Here is a 22662-nt window from a genome sequence, read left to right on the forward strand (position 1 = left end):
ATGCAACTGCGACGGTGTTGGCCTCTGGTGGAACACCTAGCTATACCTATAGCTGGGCACCGAGTGGTGGAACAGGAGCTACGGCAACAGGTTTGCAAGCAGGAAGTTATACTTGCACCATAACCGATGCCAATTCATGTCAAATAACGAAGACCTTTACAATCACCCAACCAGGTGCTTTATCAGCCTCAACTTCACAAACGAATGTGAGTTGCAATGGAGGAAGTAATGCAACTGCGACGGTGTTGGCCTCTGGTGGAACACCTAGCTATACCTATAGCTGGGCACCGAGTGGTGGAACTGGAGCTACGGCAACAGGTTTGCAAGCAGGAAGTTATACTTGCACCATAACCGATGCCAATTCATGTCAAATAACGAAGACCTTTACAATCACCCAACCAGGTACATTATCATTAATCTCAGCTGGTAAAGTAGACGTTACATGTAATAGTTTGGGGTCTGCCACAGTGAATGTTCCAACTGGTGGTACAACACCTTATACCTATAATTGGACTCCTGGCAATCCAATTGGTGATGGTACTGCTTTAGCTTCAGGCCTTACTGCTGGAAATTGGATTTGTACAATAACTGATAATAATGGTTGTACTGCAGCTGTATCATTTGATATAATAAATGATACAAATCCTCCAATTCCAACCATAACTGGTAATGTCAATTTGACATGTAGTGTAACTTCAGTAAATAGAATTGCTTCTGGTAATGGCACTTATTCTTGGTCAAATGGTTTAGGCAATTTAGCCGAGGTAAATATTTCAACACCAGGAATCTACACTGTTACAGTTACAGGAGCCAATGGTTGTACTGCCACTGCTTCAACGGAGGTTACACAAAATATATTAGCACCAACGATTTTAATAAATGGTACTGAGAATTTAAGTTGTTCAGCGTTACTGGTAAGTAGAACGGCCTCTGGAGCAAATTCCTATGTATGGTCAAATACCTTGGGTTCTTCCGCTTCAGCCAATATTTCAAATGTGGGAGTTTATACAGTTACTGGAACAACTACAGCTAATGGATGTAGCAGTACAGCCAGTACAGAAGTTACATTTTCCAACAATCTGGTGATTGAATCAGACCCAACAAATGTTTCTATCTGTCCAGGCAACAATGTTACTTTCGCAATTAAGACCACAATTGAAAACGCAAACCACCAATGGGAAGTAAACACAGGCTCAGGCTTTACGGTAATAAGTGCTAGTTCAGTATATTCAGGAGAGAACACAGCCACATTGAGTTTGGCATTCCCACCCATCGGATATAATAACTATCAATACCGCTGTGTGGTGGGTAAGAATAGTTGCACAGTAACTTCAAATGCCGCCACTTTGTATATAGGAGGCGGATCAGCAGAAGCATTAAATATTGTAAATGTGAGTCCTATAAGTGGGGTTTATTCACAGACTGCTGTCGCTTACACGGTGGCATTAAATAAAATAGAACCCAATGCCAATGTGACTTTCAAATCAGGTAATGCAATAGAACTTCTTCCTGGCTTTGAAACAAAAGCGAATAGTGTTTTTACTGCCAAAATAGAAATTCCATGTGCATTAAACGGTGTAAGCAATGCTTCAACCTTTGAAAACCTTCCAAAAGAAATAAGAAAATGAGAAATCTAATAAAATCGATGAAAAGAATACTGATACTGTTATTTTTAGTAATATACCCTTTAATTGGTTTCTCAAAAACCTTAATTACTTCAGCGAGTCAAGTGGGTAACACCAGCTCTATAACAGTAAATTGGGGAGAGACAGATGTGACAATCAATCCTCCCAGTGTAAGTTTGAACAGATATCAAATTAAATATAAGCCGCTTGGAGGGAGTGAAATTTCAATAGATAATATCAGCAATTCACTTAGAACATTTACTTTAACAGGCTTGGATTTAGGTTCAACTTATGAGATAGAGTTAATAGAAGTGATCAGGGTAAATTTGCCTTACTCACCTTACAATCTGCTTCCATATTTCGATATTGCAATAGGTTCAGGACTAAGTATCGTTCCTACAAATGCCGCTCCAATAGCAGTTTGCAATGCCTTGACGGTGTCTGTTGGAGACAATTGTACCGTAACAATTGCTGCAGAACAAATAGGAGCAGGTTCTAGTGACCCAAATGGGGATGCGATTACCTATGCCATAAACTCTTCAGGAGTTTTTGGAGTTGGAATTTATCCAGTTAGTTTAACCGTGACAGACATTCATAATGTTTCAAATACTTGTTTGACCACTTTATCCGTGGTAGACAGCCAAGCCCCCAAAGTTTTATTGAAAGATGCAATCGTTATTTTAAATGCTGCAGGAGTGGGCTCACTTAGCCTAAGTGAAATCAATGCTGGCATATCCGATAATTGTGAAGTATCCAAAATTCAAGTCAGTAAGACCCAATTTGGTTGCGAAGATATTGGAGATCAACGCGTAAGTGTTATGGTAACCGATGTTGCTGGAAATAATACTACCGCTATGTGTACAGTAAAGGTGATGGATGTAACTAAACCGAACGTAAAAGCTAAGAATGTTGTGATGAATCTTAACTTTGATGGTTTTGCAGTGCTCGATCCGAAAATCATGGACCATGGTACTTGGGATTTATGTGGTTCGCATACATTAAAACTGAGTAAGTCGGTTTTCAGTTGTGAAGACGTAGGTAACAATATGGTCACGCTTATTGCGACAGATGCCTCTGGCAACGAATCAAGAACCACAGCCAATGTGGAGATCATTGACGCAATAGCACCTTATTCGACTAACAAAAATATTGAATTAAGTTTGAATGCTAATGGTGAAGCTATCTTAAATATAAATAATCCAGCATTAAACATTTATGATGTTTGTGGAATAAAATCTATAGTTTTTTCGAAAGAAAAACTTACATGTGAAATAAAAACGAACGTTGTAGGAATTACTGCTACCGATAAAAATAACAATATCGGTAAGTTTGATGTAACTGTAACTTTGAAGGATCTGATTTTTCCCGAAATCAAAACCAAACCTATAAACATTTACTTAGACAAAGATGGTAAAGCTTCGCTAACTCCAAACATGATAAATGATGGAAGTAGCGACAATTGTAAAATTGATACCATGTATTTGTCAAAGAACTCTTTTAACTGTGAAAACATTGGAAAAGACACCGTGATATTTTATGCTAAAGACAGTTATGGCAATATTTCTATGAAAAAAGAATCTATAACCGTGATTGATAGTATCTCGCCAATTATCAAAACCAAAGAAATAGCCTTAACGCTTAATGATTTTGGCAAAGCCCAAATAAAGGTAGAAGATATAGAAAATGGTAGTACAGACAACTGTGGTATAAAAACCAAAACATTATCTAAAACTGAATTTGACTGTTCGAATATTGGAAATGTAGAATTGTTGTATACTGTAGAAGACAAAAATGGTAATATTTCGAAAAAAATACTTATCATCAACATTACTGAAACCATAAAACCCATTCTGAAACTCAAAGAAAATATCACCTTAAGTTTAGATAAAGACGGTTTCTTGAAACTTACTGAGGGTCAAATTATAGCTGTGGCTACTGATAATTGCGGTATAAAACAGATTAGTTTTTCTAAAGACAATTTCAGTTGTAGTAATTTGGGAAAAAACCAAATCGTAGTTTCATTAACAGACAATTCAGGGAATATTTCCACAGCCACTACTGATATTAATGTTTTCGATAGTCAAGGCGTATGCCTTTGTTCATATGCGATGCTTGCTTCTGAAAGCATTGAAATAGATGGCAGTAATTTAGAATATGGTGGATTAGGTACCTACCAGGCAGGTAAAAAAATTATTCTCAAAAACACAACTTATGGACTATCAAATGTTTTTGCTAAATCAGATATTTTACAAGCAGACAATCAGCCCTCAATGGTAATTAAAGGCATTGCTCCAAGTCCACTGCCTTATAAACCGAACGAGGAATGGGACAATAAAAATCTAAAGGTAAAAAATGATAAACAGTTAGACTTTGGCAGTAAATTTTTTGGAAAAGTTAAAATAGGTAAAAACGCCACTCTGACATTTACTGGCACAGGCGATTTGTATTTTAAAACCCTAAAAATAAAGAAAGGGGGCAAGTTGAATTTTGAACAAACTGCAAAAGTACATATCAAATCCTACATAAGGTTGGCAGAAGAAATTACCATTAACGAATCACAAGAAAACGTGAAAGTTTTTGTTTCCAAAAATGTGGGCATAGATAAGGGTAGTCAAATAAATGCTTATCTTCATAGTCAAGAAGGTATCGATATCAAAGCCGCTGATGAAGACAAAAAAACTAAAATAAACGGCTTACTGATTGCCAATAAAATTAAATCTGGAGCAAATGTAATCCTTTTGGGTCAGCCCACAGACTGTAGTAATATTTTAGTTACAAGCAACTTGTCTGACAGCTTAATTGCTGAAAATGGTGAGTCCTCAGAAACTTTAAAAGAAGAAGCATTTATAATAGAGCCTTCAAATGCACATGTTATATTCGGTCCAAACCCAGCTACAGAGTATGTCAATATTACTTTACCATATACCATTGCGGAGCAAAAAGTGAAGATAATTGTCAGAGACAGTCAAGGAAGACAAGTTAAAACACAAGAATCGATGATAGATAATATAAAAAATCTTCTTCAAATAGATCTTCGAAAGCTTCAAACTGGTCTTTATTTTATCGAACTTGAAACAAAGATTGATAGGCAAATGATTAAACTGCAGGTGTTGAAGTAAGATATTTATAGAAAAATAATATCCTAGAAATTAGCCTATTTTGATATTATTGAATCTTTCGAAATATGATCTAAAGTAGGAGTAGTTAGATGCATCAATAATGATAAATAAAAGTATGTTCTCATTGTCAGTAAACACACTGACATAATTATTTTACTGAAAATTGCATTATCTAATTCATAGTTTTATGAAAGACTATTTTAAGTTATTTTTTTGGCGTTTTTCTTCTCAGCTTTCACCATAAAATCCGCAATCAAATCCGACAATTTTTTTGTTGATTTCAACACGATTTTGTCGAGTTTTTTGCTGCTGTTTTCACCAATGATTGGTTCTATGGCTTCCTTCAATTTGGCTTTGATTTCTTTTTTATTTGCTTTCATTGCAAATTGGACGGTTTTTGCACCAAAGCTATATTATTTTTTTTCAAGACATGTTAAGATATTGTAAACAAATTATTTAGGCTTATTTTAAATTGTTTAAAGGTATCTAAATATAAGATTTCCTTCAGCTTTTTAAAAACTCTTTAATCCAGAGCCCCGACTTTTTGATGGTACGTTTTTGCGTTTGGAAATTGTTGTAAACGATTCCAAACCTTGGTTTGAAACCATCGGCCCATTCAAAATTGTCTACCAAAGTCCATATAAAATAACCTTTTAGATTAATGCCTCTTTTAATGGCTTTCCTGCAGATTTTGAAGGTCTTTTTCAAGTACTGTATTCTATTTTTATCATTCACTTTGCCGTCCAACAATTCCTCGTCAAAACAAACGCCCGATTCTGAAATATAAATTTCCTTTACCCCTTCATATTGGCTAAATTTTTCTAACATTTTCAACAAACCTTTTGGGTAAATTTCCATACCCATGTTATTTATTTTTACATTTCGTTTCTCAGCAGGAATTTGGTTGGCAAACAAAATGGGTGGAAGAAGACTATACTGAGCCACAATTCTGAAATAGTATTGAATGCCGATAAAATCAAAATCAAATTTCATCCTTTCTTTATCACCCGGTTGATAATATTTTTCAATACGTTTCAAGCCAGGAATCACGTCAGTTGGGTAACCCAAACCCAATGCTGGCTCTATGAAAAATCTATTTAAAAGAGCATCTAAGCGTTTAGCTGCATTTACGTGTCTTCGCCAAATGTTTTTTGGACGCACCACTGAACACGAGAAGGTAGTGCCTATTTGTGCATCTGGAATATTTTTTCTGAGAATCCTTCCTCCTTCGGCTTGGCAAAGTGTAGCATGGTGTGCTGCTGGCAGAAAGTACCGAAGACCTTTTTTTCCAGGGGCATGGATACCCATAAAATAGCCGAGTCCTATAAAACTCATAGGCTCATTTAGCACAAACCACTTCTTCACTTTTGAGCCAAATTCTCTCGAACAAAATTCGGCATAATGACTAAACCAATGGAGGATTTCTCTGTTCGTCCATCCACCCATATTTTGTAAAACCTGTGGCAAATCCCAATGATATAGCGTTATCCAAGGTTCTATTCCATTGGCTATGCAACAATCAATCACTTCGTGGTAAAATTCCACACCATTTGGGTTGGGTTCGCCAATGCCATTCGGAAATATCCTCGACCATGAAATGGAAAATCGAAAAGAACCGAGGTTAAGTTCTTTGATGAGTTTTATGTCTTTTTCGTATTTGTGGTAAAAATCAGTGGCTTTGTTGCCATTACCATTTTTGAACTTCTTAGAATTGGTAAAAGTATCCCAAATAGAATCTTGTTTGCCTCCAAGGTTTCTGGCTCCTTCGGTTTGGTAAGCAGAGGTGGCAACGCCCCAAATGAATTTTTTCGGAAAATGTTTAGCTTTTATTTTGCCAAAATCCATTTTGTAAGCTTGAGGTTTTTTATGAATTTACAAATCTACATCTATATTCTTCGCTAAGAAAATATGTATTGCTTCCTGAATGTTAAGTTTCTGTGAAGAAATTAATTTGAGTTTTAGATCTGAATTCTAAAACCAATGCTGTTTCTTAATGTAATTTGATGAATTCAGCTCACTTGTAAGGCAATCTTGAGATTAGAATTTTTTTCGGTTTCTTGTTAACATCATATTCGTTGTCATATTGAAAATGAAATGCTGAAGCCCATTCATCTGGTTTATCAACTTTCGGCCCCAAAGTAATTTGTTCAATAAGTCCACGAATATTGACAAGCTCAATATAGACTTTAGGAGTAGTAGCTCTTTCATCAAATTTTTTTTCAAACTCAACTACTTTAATTACCAGCCTGATTTCGTTCTCATTTTTATATGCATCACTTTTGAAAAGAAAAGCTATTGCATTTAAATACTTTTCTAAAACTGATTTATCCTCATTTCTATAGCCTGTAACTTTAGACTTCAATTCTTCCATGAGCTGGTTAAGTTCTTCTTCTTTATGTTCTGCATTTGGGATATGAAAATGAACTATTTGTTTGTCATGATTCCAATAGGCTACCCGATAGAATTTAATATCATCTGAATCTGTCAATGATTTCTCAGAGCTTCCTTTTTTCAATGAATCATTAATGCCATCAACAAATTCAGACATACGAATGGTTATAGCACAACCTTTTGCCTCTTCATTAGCCTCTTTGCCATAAAATCGCCACATGTTCAGGTCATCGTGTTTATCCTCAGAAACAAAGCTTCCTATAAAGGGTTTTGGAGTAAAGTATAAAAAGTTGAGAAAAATCTAAGAATTCAAATCACTGCATTTTAAACTTTTGGCAGATTTGTTCTATGAAGAAAACTTAATGCTTCCATCAAATAATCATTAATAAAAAAGCTCATCTATTACGATTAGGTTAACAAATTCATCCACAACATTGGGTTAATATTGAATGTAGACTTTTGCGGCGTGAATTTTAAACTTAAACTAAAAATGTCTTCATTTATGAAAAAAAGACTTTTACACTTTCTCAATTTCCAAAAGCTTACACTCGCATTAGTTCTGCTGCTTAGTTCGGCAGTCTCTTTTGCCCAAATCGCTATTTCTGGCAGCGTTAAAGATCAAAAAAACGAGGTAATTCCTGGTGTAAGTATCCTTATTAAAGGAACTGGAAGCGGTACTACTACTGATGCAAACGGAGCATTTAAACTTTCTGTGCCTAACAAAAACAGTGTTTTGGTGCTTTCTTCTATTGGTTTTAACAGCCAAGAAATTACGGTTGGCTCACAATCTCAAATCGATGTTCAATTGTCAGAAGATACTAAATCTTTACAAGAAGTTGTGGTAACTGCCTTGGGTATCAAGAAAGACGCCAGAAGAATTGGCGTGGCTATTCAAACTGTTGACGGTGCTTCGACGGTAAAAGCCAGAGAGCCCAATGCTGTAAGTGCCTTGGTAGGTAAAGTGGCCGGTTTGACCATCGGTATGCAACCAGAACTTCTCAGAAAACCCAACATTCAGTTGAGAGGAAACTCTGACATATTGTTTGTGATTGACGGTGTGCCTGTAAACTCTGATACTTGGAATGTCAACCCTGACGATATCGAAACTTATTCGGTTTTGAAAGGAGCTTCTGCATCAGCACTGTATGGATTTAGAGGAAAAAACGGTGCAATATTGATTACCACCAAAAGAGGTTCTAAAGATAAAAGAGGTTTTTCGGTTGATTTCAACTCATCAACGATGGCCGATCAAGGATTTTATGCCATTCCAAAAGTGCAAGACGAGTATGGCCCGGGTGATCACGGCAAGTATTCATTTGTCGATGGTAAAGGCGGTGGACTTAACGACGGTGATTACGACGGCGGTTGGGGTCCAAAGTTTGAGGGTCAACCAATTTCTCAATATGACTCACCTATCGACCCAGTCACTGGCAAGAGAACTCCAACACCTTGGGTGGCCCGTGGTAAAGACAATTTAACGAGATTCTTAGAAACAGGTATTTTGGCTACTAATAACTTGTCAGTTTCTTCTACAGGTGAAAAGCACAATTTACGTTTTTCTACTTCCCACATTTTCCAAAAAGGAATCACGCCAAATACGAAATTAAACATTACGAACTTCAACATAGCGGCTGATTATAATTTTACGAAAAAATTGAAGTTTGAGTCGAATCTTCAATACAATAGACAATATACGCCGAATATTCCTGACGTAAACTATGGACCTAACTCTATCATTTACAACATGGTATTGTGGGGTGCTGCTGACTGGGATGTGGATGATATGCGTAACTATTGGCAGCCGGGCAAAGAGGGTGTTCAGCAGATTTATGCAGAATATCAACGCTACAACAACCCTTACTTTATGAGTTATGAGTGGTTAAGAGGACATTACAAAACTGATATCGTAGGTCAAACGGCTCTTACTTACAAGTTTACAGATTTCTTGGATGTAATGCTTCGTTCGCAGGTAACCACTTGGAACGTATTGCGTACTGAAAAATTACCTTACAGTGCAGGTAGTTATGGCCGTGACGAAAGAAGAGGAGACTATGCAGAAGATAGAAGAAACCTTTTTGAAAACAATACCGACATATTGGTAAGGTTTGATAAAGACATCGTAAAAGACGTTAATGCCAAAGTTTGGTTAGGAGGAAATGTGAGGACATTTGAGTACAACTCTTTGTTTGGAAAAACAGATTATCTTAACGTACCAGGCTTGTACAATTTCAGTAACTCGGCCAATCCAGTGAAAATGTATAATTTCAATTCGGATATGAGAGTGAATTCGGCTTACTATTCTGCAGACTTTTCATACAAAAACATCGCAACGATCTCAACTACTGGTAGAGTGGATAAGCTTTCAACTTTGCCTGCAGGTAACAATACTTTCTTCTATCCATCGGTTTCGGTAGCTACTGCCCTTACTGATTATGTAAAGTTGCCTGAGTTTGTTTCTTTCTTGAAACTGAGAGCATCCTATGCAAATGTAAAAGATGGTTTAACGCAATCGAGCATTGGAGCTACACCATTTTCTTCATATCCAGTGGGTTATGGTGATCAATATGCCTCACCTTATGATGGTCCAACTTATCAGAACTCAGCCGCTTATTCTACGCCATTTGCATACAATAATCAAACTGCTGCTTATTATTCAAATACTTTGACCAACCCGAATATTGAGCCTTCTACTACTGCTCAAAAAGAGATTGGATTGGATTTCAGAGTATTGCAAAACAGAATTGGCTTGGACGCTACTTATTTTGTGTCTGACGAAGGTCCGAAAATCTTCAATTTGCCTATTTCTAGTACTACGGGTTACACTTCGGCTTTGGTAAATGGTATTAAAACTCAGAAAAAAGGATTAGAGATTGCCATTACAGGTTCACCTTTGAAGAAATCTAATGGAATTAATTGGGATATTGTAGCCAATTATTCTACTTTCCAAGAGAAATTGACCGAGATTTATCCAGGTGTAGATAACTTGAATACCTTCTTGAAAGTAGGTGATAGAGTTGATAAGTACTATGGACGTGCTTTTGTAAGAACGCCAGAAGGTCAAATCATTAATGATGCTTCGGGAAGACCAATTTATGCTCCAATAAATCAATATTTGGGTAACATGAACCCTGATTTTGTATTTGGTATCAACAACAAGTTTTCATACAAAAACATCACTTTGGGTTTCCAGTTTGATGGAAGAATCGGTGGTGTATTGTCTAACTATATCCAAAAACAAACTTTTAGAGGCGGTCGTCACATCGATTTAGTAACAGGTGCAATGGGTGAGGCTCGTTATCAGGATTATTTGGGAGTTAAATCATATGTAGGTGAAGGTGTACAAATCAATGGTAATTCTGCTTTGAAGTTTGATTTAGACGGAAAAGTTACCAACTATAATGAGTTAACCTATTCTCCAAATACCACAAAACAATACCTCCAAGACTGGGTAAGTAGATACTACAACTCAGACGAAGGTAACTTAATGAGCCGCTCGTTTGGCATGTTGAGAGAATTGGTTATCGGTTATTCTTTGCCTAAAAACATCATTGGCAAGACTTTCCAAGACGTTTCTGTGTCGTTGGTAGGTCGTAACTTATTGTATTTTGCTGAGAAAAAAGATATCGACCTTAACCAATATTTAAGTGGTGGAAGTTCTGGAACTCAGACACCATCAACACGTAGATATGGCGTTAACGTTGCAATCAAATTCTAAAAAGTCCAGTTTTCATTTTAAAAAATTAAAGGATATGTTGAAAAATAAATTAAATATAGTTTTGTTGTCATTGCTGATGGTATTCAGCATGAGTTGCGAAAAAACTTTCGAAGAGTTGGAAGTAAATCCCAACAGCCCTGTGAGTGTTCCAGCTTCATTAGTATTACAAGGAATTGAAGCTGATATGTACAACAACACCGGCCGTCCGTTCAGTGCCGAAATGCGTTGGAATCAGTTTTATTTGTCAAACTACAACTACTACGCTACTAATGAGTATACTTGGACAGCCGCTCCAGATCATTTTATGACATTGAAAAATGTTGTAAAAATGGAAGAAGAAGCCATTAAGTTGGGTGCAGATGCAGTAAATCCATATACTGCGGCAGGAAAGTTTTTCAGAGCATTTTTCTATGATCAAATGTCGAAAAGAGTAGGGGATTTGCCTATGAGTGAGTCGCTTAAAGGGGTTGAAAATTTGAATCCAAAGTATGATACACAAAAACAAGTGTATGTGCAGATTTTGAAGTTGTTGGAAGATTCAAATGCTGAGTTTTCAACACTTATAGCCAAAGGAAATCAAACCCTCACGGGCGATTTTTACTATGGTGGTGATTTGAAAAAATGGCAAAAAGCAGTGAATGCTTTTCAATTAAGGGTATTGGTAAGTTTGAGTAAAAAGGAAGCAGATGCAGACTTAGGGGTTAAAGCCAAATTTGCAGCAATCGTATCTAATCCTACCAAATATCCATTGTTTGCTTCTAATTCGGAGAGTCTTCAATTTGTATCTAATCTTTACAATAAGTATCCTTCTAATCCTGATAATTTTGGATTTGATGCCACGCGTCAAAATATGTCTAAAGCTTATGTAGAGCGATTGACAGAGAGAAAAGATCCACGTGTAATGGTAACTTGTGAGCCAGCTGGCGGGGCTTTGAAAGCGGGTAAGTTGGCCTCGGATTTCAGTGCTTATGCAGGTGCTGAAGCTGGAGAAGATTTGTCGGATATGAGTTCAAAAGCGGGTATCAATAACGGTTCTGATTTTGCTCCTGGTGTTTATTCTTTCCAAAATCGCAAGCGTTATTATTCAAACTACGTCGGAGAAAATACTTTCATTTTGGGTTATTCTGAAATGTGTTTCAATATAGCTGAAGGCGTAAATAGAGGATGGGCTACTGCAGATGCAGAAAAATGGTATAACCAAGGAATTTCAGCTTCTATGGAGTTTTACGGTATAAAAGAAGGCTCAAATACCATGACATATTCAAAAACTGGTAGCAGAGATGCAGCTGATGCAAGAACTTTCAATATCGATTTCAAAATGGCAGATTATGTAAGCCAGGCCAACGTAAAGTATGAAGCAGGTACTGCGGGTCTAGAGAAAATATTGACGCAGAAATACTTGGCTTTCTTTATGAACTCTGGTATGGAGGCATATTTCAACTGGAGACGTACTGGTTTTCCTAAATTTTACCAAGGTGTAGGAAATGGAAACTCTAACAGAATAGCGGTTCGTTGGCAATATCCTTTGTCTGAGAGGACTACAAATGCTACAAACTACAAGGCTGCTATAGCTAGCCAATTTGGTGGAAAAGACGATATCAATGATATGGTTTGGATGTTGAAATAATTGAACTTGTCGTAGAGTTAAGTTTATAAAGTTAAAAATGAATACTAATAGAAAACGGAGCGATTGCTCCGTTTTTCTTATTAAATCACAATTATTTTATAGACATCAATGAGCCTTTAAAACATGAAAGAGAATTATTAACCTTTGGCTGAAGAACAAACACATGAAAAAATCTAACAAAGCTATTATTTCAGAAATCAAATATTTGTTTTTCAAAAGTGGGGGAGATGAGTATTTTGGTGAAAAAGTGAGTCAATTTGAGCATGCTGCCCAGAGTCTAATGTTGGCCATAAGTGAGGAAGAATCTTTAGAAATGCAGGTAGCGGCATTTCTTCACGATATCGGTCATTTATTAGACAGTGATGAAGAAAATGCAATGGAAGTTTATGGCAGAAAAGACCACGAAGCTGCCGCCAAAGTTTGGTTAAAGGAGCGAGGCTTTTCCGAAAAAATACAGACCGTTGTAGCAAACCATGTTCCGGCCAAACGCTACCTTTGCTACAAATATCCAAGTTATTACCTAGGACTTTCTGAGGCCAGCAAAAAGACCATGGCTTTTCAGGGAGGAATAATGTCAAAAGCTGAAACAGAAGAATTTGAAAGTCAGATTTTTTTTGAAGAAAGTATAAAACTCAGACATTGGGACGATAAAGCTAAAATCACTAATATTGAAGTTCCAAGTCTGGAAGATTGCCTAGAGATCGTGAGTAAGTACTTGGAAAGAAAAAGAGTTGAACTTTAAAAAGAAACAAACATTCAATCTAGTTTAAATGAAAAACTTAAAAATCTTTTTTTTAGCTTATTTGTTCATCATAAATGGAAATTTATACGGACAAAAAGACAACAATTTTATCGTCAGACCATATTTGCAAATTGGACAAAATCCAAACAGCCAAACCATTGAAATTTTATGGCAAACTACCCAAATGGATGCCCAATGGAGCTTAGAATACAAAACAACTGCAAGTGGGGCTTGGACCAAAGCTAAGCCTCCATTTGTGTCAGAAATAAATGCCAAAGGAATAAATCCAAGGTATTTATTTACAGTTACTTTAAATAATTTACTACCCAGTCAAGAGTTTTTTTACAAAGTATCGAGAAATGGCAGCGATCAATTTACTTCAAAAGGTAAGACCCTTAAAGCAGCGAACCAAGCCTATAAATTTATAGCCTTTGGTGATATTGGTGCCAATACCCGAGAGCAAAAAGATATTGCCATGCAAGCTTTCAAAACCAATCCTGATTTTGTGGCTGTAACGGGTGATATAGTTTACAACAGAGGACTCATCAGTGAGTATGATTCAAAGTTTTGGCCAATCTATAATGCCGAAAAAGCGGATACAAATGGTGTTCCAATGATGAGTTATATTCCCTTTGTGGCTGCCCCTGGAAATCATGACATCGAAACCCGAAACTTGGATAGCTACCCCGAAGCTTTGGCATATTATATGTTTTGGAGTCAACCACTCAACGGACCACAAAAACCAGAAGGAAGCGTTCTTGTGCCTCCGCTTATCGCCAATGATGAAAATCGGGCCGCTTTTTTGAAAAGTGTTGGAAACAAATATCCCGCCATGGCCAACTTTTCATTTGATTATGGCAATGCTCACTGGACAATACTCGACTCAAATCCATATGTAGACTGGACCAGCAAAGAAATACTCGAATGGGTAGAAAAAGATTTGTTAGCAGCCAAAAACGCCACTTGGCATTTTGTGATGTTCCACCATCCGGGTTTTAATTCATCCCGAGCACATTACGAACAACAACACATGCGTTTGCTATCGCCCATTTTTGAGAAAGGTGGCGTAGATGTTGTTTTCAATGGCCATGTGCATAATTATCAGCGTTCTTTTCCGCTAACTTTTAAGCCTGACGACAATGGTGATATCGTAGCTTCCGAGGATTTAAAGCGTATTAGAGGCAGAATAGTGAGTGGCAAATGGACTTTGGATAAAAAATTTGATGGCAAAAAAGTAAAATCTCCACAGGGTGTTATTTATATAGTTTCTGGTGCTGGTGGAAATGATTTATATAACATAGATCAAACAACAGACACCGACAACTGGATGAAGTTTACGGATAAATTTGTTTCGGATGTTCATTCCTTTACTTTAGCGGAAGTGAATGGAAAAACTTTAGAAATAAAGCAAATAACAGCCACTGGAAAGGTTTTGGATAAGTTTATAATAGAAAAATAGTAGTTATTAGGTAATTTAAATTTAAATCGGCAAAGTACTTTTGGTAAGGCTTTGTCGATTTTTTTATTCTTCATATTTAAGAATTTTCCTAACATTATTCAAGCGAAGGATTAAGCAAGCAATACACTTATTAGTTTTTTATTACTCCATATTTTTGTTAGAAATTTTCTTAGTTATTTCTTAACAATTAGAAACAATTTAAGAAACATTGGCTGTAGTACTTTGTGTAAAAATCAAATTACTTCAATGCAAAAACTTTTACTACTCTTTACATTTTTTATTTCTTCATGGGCATACAGCCAAAGTACCGATGCAACTATTACCGGAAAAATCAAAGATCAAAAAGGCGAGGACTTGCCTGGTGTAACAATAAAAGTCAGAAACGAGTCGACAGGTTTTACTACTGCCACCACAACCAATTTAAGAGGCGAATATTTTTTTCAACAACTTCCGCTCGGAAAACCGTATACTATAATGGTCAGTAGTGTTGGTTTTTCACCAAAAACTTACAACGATTACCAATTGAATCAAGGAGATAAATTAATATTAGATGTGACTTTGAAAGAAGGAACGACCGATTTGGCGGAGATAATTGTTTCGGCAAACTCATTCCAAAACAAAGAAACTGAGCGTGCTGGAGCTGCAATAGCCATCAGTTCTAATCAAATGAAAACTCTACCTCTCGAAAATCGAAGCTTTACTGCTTTGACAAACTTGGCTCCAACCCAAGGAAGATCAGGAAGTTTTAGTGGACAGCGGGTTTCTTCTACCAACTTTACTGTTGATGGAGCTAGTGCAAGAAATAATCTTACAGATGGACCTGTGGGTAGAGGTAGATATACCATCACGATGGAGGCCATTCGTGAATATCAGGTTACGACTAATAGTTATGATGTAACACAAAGTCGTCAAGGTGGCGGTGCCATCAATGCTGTTACTAAGTCAGGAACCAACAAAATGGAAGGTTCAGCTTTTGTGTTTTCTAGAAATGATGCCTTGGCCAGTAAGTATGATGTAAGGGCTGCTGCCCGTACAGTTGATTTTTATGCTTATCAGTATGGTTTGAGTTTGGGTGGTGCATTGAAAAAAGACAAACTTCATTATTTTTTGGCATTTGAGAGAGAAGATTCTGGCGAACCTGTAAATATTACCGATGTCTTCGATAAGGAACAAGAGGTCAGATTTGGAATTACCAAAGCCAATTTGGATAGAGTAGTTCAAATTGGAGTTGAAAAGTATGGTTTAAACCCTAATAGACAACAATATGGACAGTTTATGAGAAAGAATGTGGCCAATACTTTTTTTGGACGTTTAGACTGGCAAATTAATCCAAAAAATACCTTGACATTCAGAAATAACTACTCAGATTGGAACAGCCCATTGAGCGTTAATGACAATTCTAATATCAATTTATGGGAAACTTGGAGTGGATTTGCATCAAATGAAAACAGTACATTGGTTTCTTTGAGATCAGAGATAAAAAGTAATCTTACCAACGAATTTAAGGTGCAATATCAATATGCAAACAGGAGGTATACCACCTCAGCTGATATACCTAGTGCTAATATTCCTCGTGCTATTATAACTGTAACATCTCCTTTTCCTACAGAGACAAACCCAAATGCAAGTCAAACCAGAACAGTACAAATAGGCGGTCAAAGATTTACTCCAGAGACTGACATTGCTCAGAATCTTCATATCATAAATACCTCTTATCTGAAATTGGGCAAGTTGAATTTTAAATTCGGAACTGACAATTCCATTTCTTTTTTGGATACCAAGCTCGTAAACGAAATGAATGGTCGCTTTTTCTTTGCTAGTCTTAATGACTTCGCAGATGTTAAACCAGCAAGGTATGCACGTGAGGTTCCAATTACAGGTGACCCAACTGTTGTTCAGACTGTTTTTGACCTATCGGTTTTTGGTCAAATGGATTTCAAACCTACTCCAAATGTTGATTTGATGTTAGGCCTACGTTATGATGTTACGATGTTTGCCAATCAAGGAGCCTATAATGAATCTGTTGAAAAAGCTTTAGGGATTAAAACCAACAATTCAATGAATGACTTTAATAACATTCAGCCGAGAGTTCAGATGATTTGGGACATAGGTGGTAGAAAAAGAGACATTCTGAAAATAGGTGGAGGTTTCTTCTCAGCACAACCTGTTTCTTATTTGCAGGTAAATAATATTCAAAACAGCGGAAATTTGGTTGGTGCCATTGATGTTTCAGGGGCGGCAGTTCCTAAGCCAGACTTTGTTTCTTACAGAAATGATCCTACTACAGCCCCAGGCATACCAGCTGGAGCGAGTTATATTTCTACTATAAATGCTGTAAATGAAGATTTTCAGGTTCCGACGGTTATGAAACTTAATGTTTCTTACAATAAGTTTTTTAATAAAAGGTTCAGGCTAGGTGCTAATTTGCTTTGGGCCAAAACCATCAATAATTATGTGTACTTTGATAAAAACTTGGTGGATCAACCTTATTTTACTTTGAGCAATGAAGGTGGAAGAGGTGTATTTGTACCTGCAAATACCATCCCAGCAAACGGTACAACAGATTGGACTAAAAGCCGTAAATCAGACCAAGTTGGTAGAGTTTTAGAGCTTGAATCAACTGGGATTTTGGATAATTATAGTTTTGTAATTGATGCAAGTATGAAACTCGCTAGCGATGGAAACTTCACCCTTTCATATACCAAAAACAATACTAGAGACAATACATCTTTCAACTGTTGCGTAGCCAATACTTCTACTTTTACACCTATTGCAGATGATCCTAGGAACATTCCTACTACTTATTCAAGCGATCATTTTAGCGATAAAATCGTAGCAAGTTTAATTTCTCCTAGTTTAAAAGGTTTTCAATTAGGACTTATATACGCTGGCGTTGGTGGTACAAGATATTCGTTTTTGACAGGTGGAAACAGAAGTTTGAATGGTGATTTTGTTTTAACCAATGACTTGGCCTATGTTTTTGATCCAAATAGTACATCAACAAATGCAGCTATTAAAACAGGTATGCAGGCACTTTTAGATAATCCAGAGGTTACTCAAAGTGTTAAAAATTATATTACCGAAAGTCTTGGTGGGGTAGCAGTAAGAAATGGTGGAATAAATCCATTTTATGGAACGGTAGATTTAAGACTAACCAAAGGATTTGCAATCAAAAACTCACATAGGTTTGATTTATCAGCAGAAGCATTTAATTTTATGAATATGCTAGACAAAACCAAGGGAATCAGCTATAATCACGGAAATGTAAACTTAGTTTCGATTACGGGTTTTGACCAAGCCACGAAAAATTATAACTATAGAGTAGAAAGTGGTGCTGGTATCAAAGCCAACACTGCTGGAGGTAGTGTTTGGCGTGTTCAGGTTGGCCTTAGATATTCTTTTTAATTGATTATAACCCTTTTTTAACCCATATATAATAGAAAGACCCATCCTCAGATGGGCTTTCTTATTTCTTTTTAAACCTTAACATAATATGAAAAAATACTGTTTAGTCCTTTTGATTCTGGGCTTTTTAGGCTGTAAGAGCTCCCAAAAAAGTTCAAGTAAAATTGATTTCAAAACGATGGTTCAACAAAGAGTAACCTTGCCCAATGGTTGGTCTTTAACACCCATAGGGAAAAGCTTGGCTTTGCAAGATTTGCCATTAAACTTGGTGGTTTCTCCTTCTAAAAAATACTTGGCCGTAACAAATAATGGACAATCAACCCAAACGATAACTTTAATAGATGCCAAAACGGAGCAGATATTGGACGATAGAACCATCGATAAGTCCTTTGTTGGACTGGCATTTAGCCCCGATGAAAAACACCTATATGCATCAGGTGGAAATGATAATAAAGTGGTGATTTACAGTATTTCTAATAATAAGTTGGAACAAGACGGTGAGATAGTTTTGGATAAACCTTGGCCAGTAAAAGTTTCGCCTGCGGGTTTGTGTGCCACCAAAGACCTGATTTATGTCGTAGCCAAAGACAACAATACTTTGTATGTTTTAGACATTGCATCAAAATCCATAAAAAAGCAAATCAAGCTATCAGCCGAACCCTACACTTGCATGTTGTCTCCTGACCAATCCAAATTATTCGTTTCGATGTGGGGTGGAAGTAGCATTCAAATTGTGGATTTGGTAAAAATGGAGTTAGGAGCAAATATTTCGACAGAAAAAAATCCGAACGATATGGTTTTGACAAAAAACGGTAAAACGCTTTTTGTATCTCATGGAAACGCCAATGTGGTGTCTGTTATCGATACCGAAACCAATCAAAAAATAGAGGAATTGGATTGCTCACTTTATCCAAATGCTCCAATCGGCTCTACACCCAACGCTGTGGCTTTGAATGAATCTGAAGATAAATTGCTGATTGCCAATGCCGATAACAATTGTTTGGTGGTTTTCGATGTAGAAGAAATTGGCAAAAGTCATGCTTTGGGTTTTATACCTACGGGTTGGTATCCCACCTCCATAAAAATCATCGGACAAAAAGTATTTGTAACCAACGGCAAAGGGTTTACTTCGAAACCGAATCCAAAAGGGCCCAATCCAGTGAGTTCAAGAAGCCCACTTTTTAAAGGAGGAAACCCTGCCGCTGTCCGTGGTTCTGAATACATCGGAGGACTTTTTAAAGGCACCTTATCGATTTTTGATTTTCCTGATGAAAAGGAATTGGATGGACTTACAAAATTAGTTTATGAAAATACGCCATACAATACCGACAAAAAGAATCTCTCAGACGGAGAAACAGGAAATCCTATTCCTAGAAAAGTTGGTGACAAATCGCCAATCAAATATGTATTTTATGTCATCAAAGAAAACCGAACCTACGACCAAGTTTTGGGTGATATAAAAGAAGGAAACGGCGACAGTACACTTTGTCTTTTTCCCGAAAAAATCACCCCAAACCAGCACGCCATCGCAAAAGAATTTGTACTACTTGATAATTTTTATGTGGATGCTGAAGTCAGTGCCGACGGACACAATTGGTCAACGGCTGCCTACGCCAACGATTACGTAGAAAAAACTTGGGTGGCTAGTTATGGTGGTAGAGGCGGCTCTTACGATTATGAAGGACAAAGAGCTATTGCCTATCCCAAAGACGGATTTATTTGGGATTTTGCCCACAGAGCTGGTGTTTCGTTTAGGTCTTATGGTGAGTTTGTGGAGAATCGTTTGAAATTGCCAAATTTAAAGGACAATTACAGTCGCAGCTTCGCCTCTTACGATTTGGCCATAAAAGACATTACCCGTGTGGATCAATGGAAAGCAGATTTTGATTCATTAATAGCCATCAACAAAATTCCGCAGATGAATATCATCCGATTAGGTAATGACCACACGGCTGGTTCGAGATTGGGATTTCCAACAACTGAAGCCATGGTGGCTGACAACGATTTGGCTGTTGGGAGATTGATAGAACACCTTTCTAATTCAGGTATTTGGGAGCAAAGTGCTATATTTATTCTTGAAGACGACGCTCAAAACGGCTCTGACCATGTAGATGCTCACCGCTCAACGGCCTACGTGGCAGGCGGGTATGTAAAAAGAGGATATGTGGATCACACCATGTATTCTACCTCGGGGATGTTGCGAACGATGGAACTTATTCTGGGTATTCCTCCAATGAGTCAGTATGATGCCGCAGCAACGCCCATGTGGAGATGTTTTGATAAAATGCCTAATAACAAGCGATTTGTTGCTAAAAAGAACAATGTCGATTTGGACGAGCCGAATGTAAAGAATGCCAATTCTGAAAAGTCTGGAAAAATAGACATATCTCAACCAGACCTAATCAACGATACAGAATTTAGCAAAATAGTTTGGGAAAGCGTTAAAGGTATCGGTACACCTATGCCCACACCAAAGCGAGGAGCTTTCTTAAAAATAGTAGATAAAGATTAATATAATTTTTCCAGAATATGCGTAAAACTATCCTTTTATTGTTGTTTTCTTTTTCCCTGTCGTTTGCAATGGCAAAAGACACCGATTCTTTAAAGGTAAAAACACTAGAACCCGTAAATGTGACGGCCATGCGGTCATCATTAAAAAATTCGGAAACTCCAGCAAGGATTTTTTGTTTTTCCAAAAGTGAACTTCAAACTTCTGATTCTCGAACATTACCTGAGTTTTTTAATGGAAATGGAAATTATTTTCTACAAAAAACCAATCATGGTGGTGGTTCTGTGTTTTTGAGAGGACTCACCGGCAACCAAACGCTCATTTTGGTGGATGGTATCAGGTTGAATAACAGTACTTTTCGATATGGACCGAATCAGTATCTCAACACCATCAATCCTTTTATGGTGTCAAGTGTGGAGGTTTTGTCTGGCTCAGGGTCGGTTCAGTATGGTTCCGATGCCATTGGTGGACTTATTCAGGTTTTTAGCAATAACCCTGACTTTGACAAGAAATTTGGACTAAATATTAATACGCGAATTTCCACACAAAATATGGAAAAGGGACTTAGTGGAGCGATAAAATTGAGTAAAGGTAAATTTGGTTTGTTGATTTCTGGAACTGTCAAACAGTTCGGCGACTTGGTGGGAGGTAAAAACATCGGAAGACAGGCACCAAATGGTTATGATGAAAGTGCCTTGGAAGCAAAAGGAATCTGGAATTTAAGTCAGAACCTCAGTCTCACGCTTGCTCACCAGCATCTGGCACAAAGAAACGTACCGATTTATCATAAAATATTGCTCGAAGATTTCAAACAAAATGAGATTTCATTTCAGGCCAGAAATTTATCCTTTTTAAAATTTGATAACAAAACACAAAACAGATTTTTTTCAAGCCAAAACATCACTTTGAGCCACCAGTTTAACCCTGAAGAGCGTACTTCTCAAAAGAATAATGCTGCTTTAATTCGTTTTGAAAAAGATCAAATAAATACTTCGGGATTTAGTTTTACTAATATCTCTCTTCCAGTTAAATATTGGACAATTTCCTCAGGGATAGAAGCTTATGATGACAAAGTGTATAGCTCGAAAATTGATGAAACCAATGGTGTGAAAGTCAGTAAGAGAGGGCTTTATCCCAACAATTCTTCTTATTTGAATTCCGCAATTTTTAGTTTACATCAGTTTTCGTTCAAAACGTTTCAAATCCATGCGGGTTTAAGGTGGAATGCCGTGAAAATGCAAATTCCTGACGAAACGTTAGGAACCAGCGAAGTCAAAAACAGTGCTTTGGTTTATAATTTCAGTGTATTAAAGAAACTGGGTAAAAATTTCGGACTTTATTCCTCTTTCAATACGGCCTTTAGAGCTCCAAATATTGACGACATGGGTACACTCGGCATTGTGGATTTTCGATATGAGATACCTTCTGACAATCTTAGGCCTGAGAAATCGAAGCAGTTTGAGCTGGGTATAAAAGGGAATTTTAAACAAGGAATGTTTCAAATAAATGTTTTTCAAAACCAACTGGAAGACCTCATTACCAGAGAAAAAGTAGCTGGGCAGGTGATAGAAACCTATCAAGTTTATGCCAAAATGAACACTGGAAAAGCAATAATCAAAGGCCTGGAGTGGAGTTCGAAAAATAGGATAATTGAAAATCTATATGTAAGCACTTTCCTGACTTATACATATGGTCAAGACCTCATCAAAAATGAACCTTTACGCAGAATGCCTCCGTTTTTTGGAAATTTTGCCTTAGAATATGCTTTGGGTAAGTTAAAAATAAAACCAAGTTTGGCTGCCGCCACAGCACAAAAAAGGTTGGCCTCTGGTGATATTGCTGACAACCGTATTGGAAAAGATGGAACGCCTGGCTTCGCCGTTTTTAATATGAATGCCAACTATGCGATTAATCGTTTTAATTTTAACCTCAATGTTTTAAACTTAGGCAATAAAGCTTATAAAACACATGGCTCCGGTGTATATGGCTATGGTAGGTCAGCTTTTGGATCGGTTTCTTTTAATATTTAGAACCAAAATCAATTCATCAAAAAAGTACTCTGTAATAGCT

The 22662-nt window shown here is 37.0% G+C and carries 12 protein-coding genes; 9 read left to right on the plus strand and 3 right to left on the minus strand.

What is annotated here, in order from left to right; translation table 11 throughout:
- Both EGI24_RS10005 and EGI24_RS10010 read left to right on the plus strand, forming a co-directional pair.
- On the plus strand, window positions 1-1628 hold a 1628-nt coding region (locus tag EGI24_RS10005), incomplete at its 5' end, for a SprB repeat-containing protein (protein WP_255048237.1).
- Window positions 1625-4744 carry a T9SS type A sorting domain-containing protein gene (locus EGI24_RS10010; protein ID WP_255048238.1) on the plus strand — a complete coding sequence of 1040 codons (3120 nt, stop codon included), beginning with the start codon at window positions 1625-1627 and terminating at the stop codon, window positions 4742-4744. The genes EGI24_RS10005 and EGI24_RS10010, both read left to right, overlap by 4 nt.
- Window positions 4745-4944: 200 nt before the next feature.
- Here the strand turns inward: EGI24_RS10010 and EGI24_RS10015 are convergent, their stop codons facing one another.
- The 3 genes from EGI24_RS10015 to EGI24_RS10025 all read right to left on the minus strand — a co-directional run bounded on the left by EGI24_RS10015 (window position 4945) and on the right by EGI24_RS10025 (window position 7355).
- On the minus strand, window positions 4945-5124 hold the full coding sequence (locus EGI24_RS10015) for a hypothetical protein (RefSeq protein ID WP_255048239.1): 180 nt from the start codon (window positions 5122-5124) through the stop codon (window positions 4945-4947).
- 124 nt (window positions 5125-5248) lie between these two features.
- Complete coding sequence (locus EGI24_RS10020; protein ID WP_255048240.1) at window positions 5249-6589, minus strand: GH1 family beta-glucosidase; 1341 nt, start codon at window positions 6587-6589, stop codon at window positions 5249-5251.
- Window positions 6590-6758: 169 nt separating this feature from the next.
- The gene (locus EGI24_RS10025; RefSeq protein WP_255048241.1) at window positions 6759-7355 is read right to left on the minus strand and encodes a DUF2971 domain-containing protein; all 597 of its coding nucleotides are present in this window, start codon (window positions 7353-7355) and stop codon (window positions 6759-6761) included.
- Window positions 7356-7637: 282 nt separating this feature from the next.
- Here EGI24_RS10025 and EGI24_RS10030 point away from each other — a divergent pair, with 282 nt between their 5' ends.
- The 7 genes from EGI24_RS10030 (at window position 7638) to EGI24_RS10060 (ending at window position 22622) form a co-directional block, all read left to right on the plus strand.
- Entirely contained in the window at window positions 7638-10850 is a 3213-nt protein-coding gene (locus EGI24_RS10030; protein ID WP_255048242.1) for a SusC/RagA family TonB-linked outer membrane protein, read from the plus strand.
- A gap of 34 nt (window positions 10851-10884) precedes the next feature.
- The gene (locus tag EGI24_RS10035; protein WP_255048243.1) at window positions 10885-12477 is read left to right on the plus strand and encodes a SusD/RagB family nutrient-binding outer membrane lipoprotein; all 1593 of its coding nucleotides are present in this window, start codon (window positions 10885-10887) and stop codon (window positions 12475-12477) included.
- Window positions 12478-12640: 163 nt separating this feature from the next.
- A complete protein-coding gene (locus tag EGI24_RS10040) occupies window positions 12641-13219 on the plus strand; it encodes an HD domain-containing protein (RefSeq protein ID WP_255048244.1) in 579 nt (192 codons plus the stop codon).
- A 28-nt stretch (window positions 13220-13247) separates the two neighbouring features.
- Window positions 13248-14678: a metallophosphoesterase gene (locus tag EGI24_RS10045; RefSeq protein WP_255048245.1), complete on the plus strand. Its 1431-nt coding sequence runs from the start codon at window positions 13248-13250 to the stop codon at window positions 14676-14678.
- Between the two features lie 246 nt (window positions 14679-14924).
- A complete protein-coding gene (locus EGI24_RS10050) occupies window positions 14925-18083 on the plus strand; it encodes a TonB-dependent receptor (protein WP_255048246.1) in 3159 nt (1052 codons plus the stop codon).
- A gap of 88 nt (window positions 18084-18171) precedes the next feature.
- Window positions 18172-20595, plus strand: a complete 2424-nt coding sequence (locus EGI24_RS10055) for a bifunctional YncE family protein/alkaline phosphatase family protein (protein WP_255048247.1) — start codon at window positions 18172-18174, stop codon at window positions 20593-20595.
- Window positions 20596-20612: 17 nt separating this feature from the next.
- On the plus strand, window positions 20613-22622 hold the full coding sequence (locus EGI24_RS10060; RefSeq protein ID WP_255048248.1) for a TonB-dependent siderophore receptor: 2010 nt from the start codon (window positions 20613-20615) through the stop codon (window positions 22620-22622).
- Window positions 22623-22662 lie beyond the last annotated feature (40 nt).

Source organism: Lacihabitans sp. CS3-21 (assembly GCF_024343675.1).
GTDB lineage: Bacteria > Bacteroidota > Bacteroidia > Cytophagales > Spirosomataceae > Leadbetterella.

What these genes read in the sequence shown, in the direction of transcription:
- EGI24_RS10015 (WP_255048239.1), bottom strand. Translation starts at nt 5,124, where the DNA reads ATGAAAGCAAATAAAAAAGAAATCAAAGCCAAATTGAAGGAAGCCATA.
- EGI24_RS10010 (WP_255048238.1), top strand. Translation starts at nt 1,625, where the DNA reads ATGAGAAATCTAATAAAATCGATGAAAAGAATACTGATACTGTTATTT.
- EGI24_RS10045 (WP_255048245.1), top strand. Translation starts at nt 13,248, where the DNA reads ATGAAAAACTTAAAAATCTTTTTTTTAGCTTATTTGTTCATCATAAAT.
- EGI24_RS10055 (WP_255048247.1), top strand. Translation starts at nt 18,172, where the DNA reads ATGAAAAAATACTGTTTAGTCCTTTTGATTCTGGGCTTTTTAGGCTGT.
- EGI24_RS10030 (WP_255048242.1), top strand. Translation starts at nt 7,638, where the DNA reads ATGAAAAAAAGACTTTTACACTTTCTCAATTTCCAAAAGCTTACACTC.
- EGI24_RS10060 (WP_255048248.1), top strand. Translation starts at nt 20,613, where the DNA reads ATGCGTAAAACTATCCTTTTATTGTTGTTTTCTTTTTCCCTGTCGTTT.
- EGI24_RS10050 (WP_255048246.1), top strand. Translation starts at nt 14,925, where the DNA reads ATGCAAAAACTTTTACTACTCTTTACATTTTTTATTTCTTCATGGGCA.
- EGI24_RS10025 (WP_255048241.1), bottom strand. Translation starts at nt 7,355, where the DNA reads ATGTGGCGATTTTATGGCAAAGAGGCTAATGAAGAGGCAAAAGGTTGT.
- EGI24_RS10020 (WP_255048240.1), bottom strand. Translation starts at nt 6,589, where the DNA reads ATGGATTTTGGCAAAATAAAAGCTAAACATTTTCCGAAAAAATTCATT.
- EGI24_RS10035 (WP_255048243.1), top strand. Translation starts at nt 10,885, where the DNA reads ATGTTGAAAAATAAATTAAATATAGTTTTGTTGTCATTGCTGATGGTA.
- EGI24_RS10040 (WP_255048244.1), top strand. Translation starts at nt 12,641, where the DNA reads ATGAAAAAATCTAACAAAGCTATTATTTCAGAAATCAAATATTTGTTT.